1 tRNA gene is annotated in these 370 nt (G+C 59.5%); it reads right to left on the bottom strand.

Annotated features, from left to right (window positions below):
* Positions 1–169 precede the first annotated feature (169 nt).
* Positions 170–245, bottom strand: a tRNA-Ala gene (locus JKF87_RS18175).
* Positions 246–370 lie beyond the last annotated feature (125 nt).

Raw genomic sequence — 370 nt, forward strand, 5'->3', positions numbered from 1 at the left:
AACAAGACCTAAAAGCTCAGGGGAGCCGGTCACGTTCTTCCTTTACGATATCAATGCCTGTCGGCGAGCGCCGACGGGCAATACTTGATGCGATCTACGAGCTTTGGCGGGGCGCGCCACCGCTTTCAAAGCGGAGCCTCTGGTCAAATGCCCCTCGCCGCACGGCGAGTGGTGGAGCCAGACGGAGTCGAACCGACGACATCCTGCTTGCAAAGCAGGCGCTCTACCAACTGAGCTATGGCCCCATTCCTTCGAGGAATAGTGCGAAGCCCAGGAGAGCTGTCATCGATACTGCCTAGGCTGGAGACCAGCCCCAGCAAACCAGAATGACCTGGTAGGCCCGGGCAGACTCGAACTGCCGACCTTACGC

This window comes from Brevundimonas nasdae, from assembly GCF_016654005.1.
Classification (GTDB): Bacteria; Pseudomonadota; Alphaproteobacteria; order Caulobacterales; family Caulobacteraceae; genus Brevundimonas; species Brevundimonas nasdae.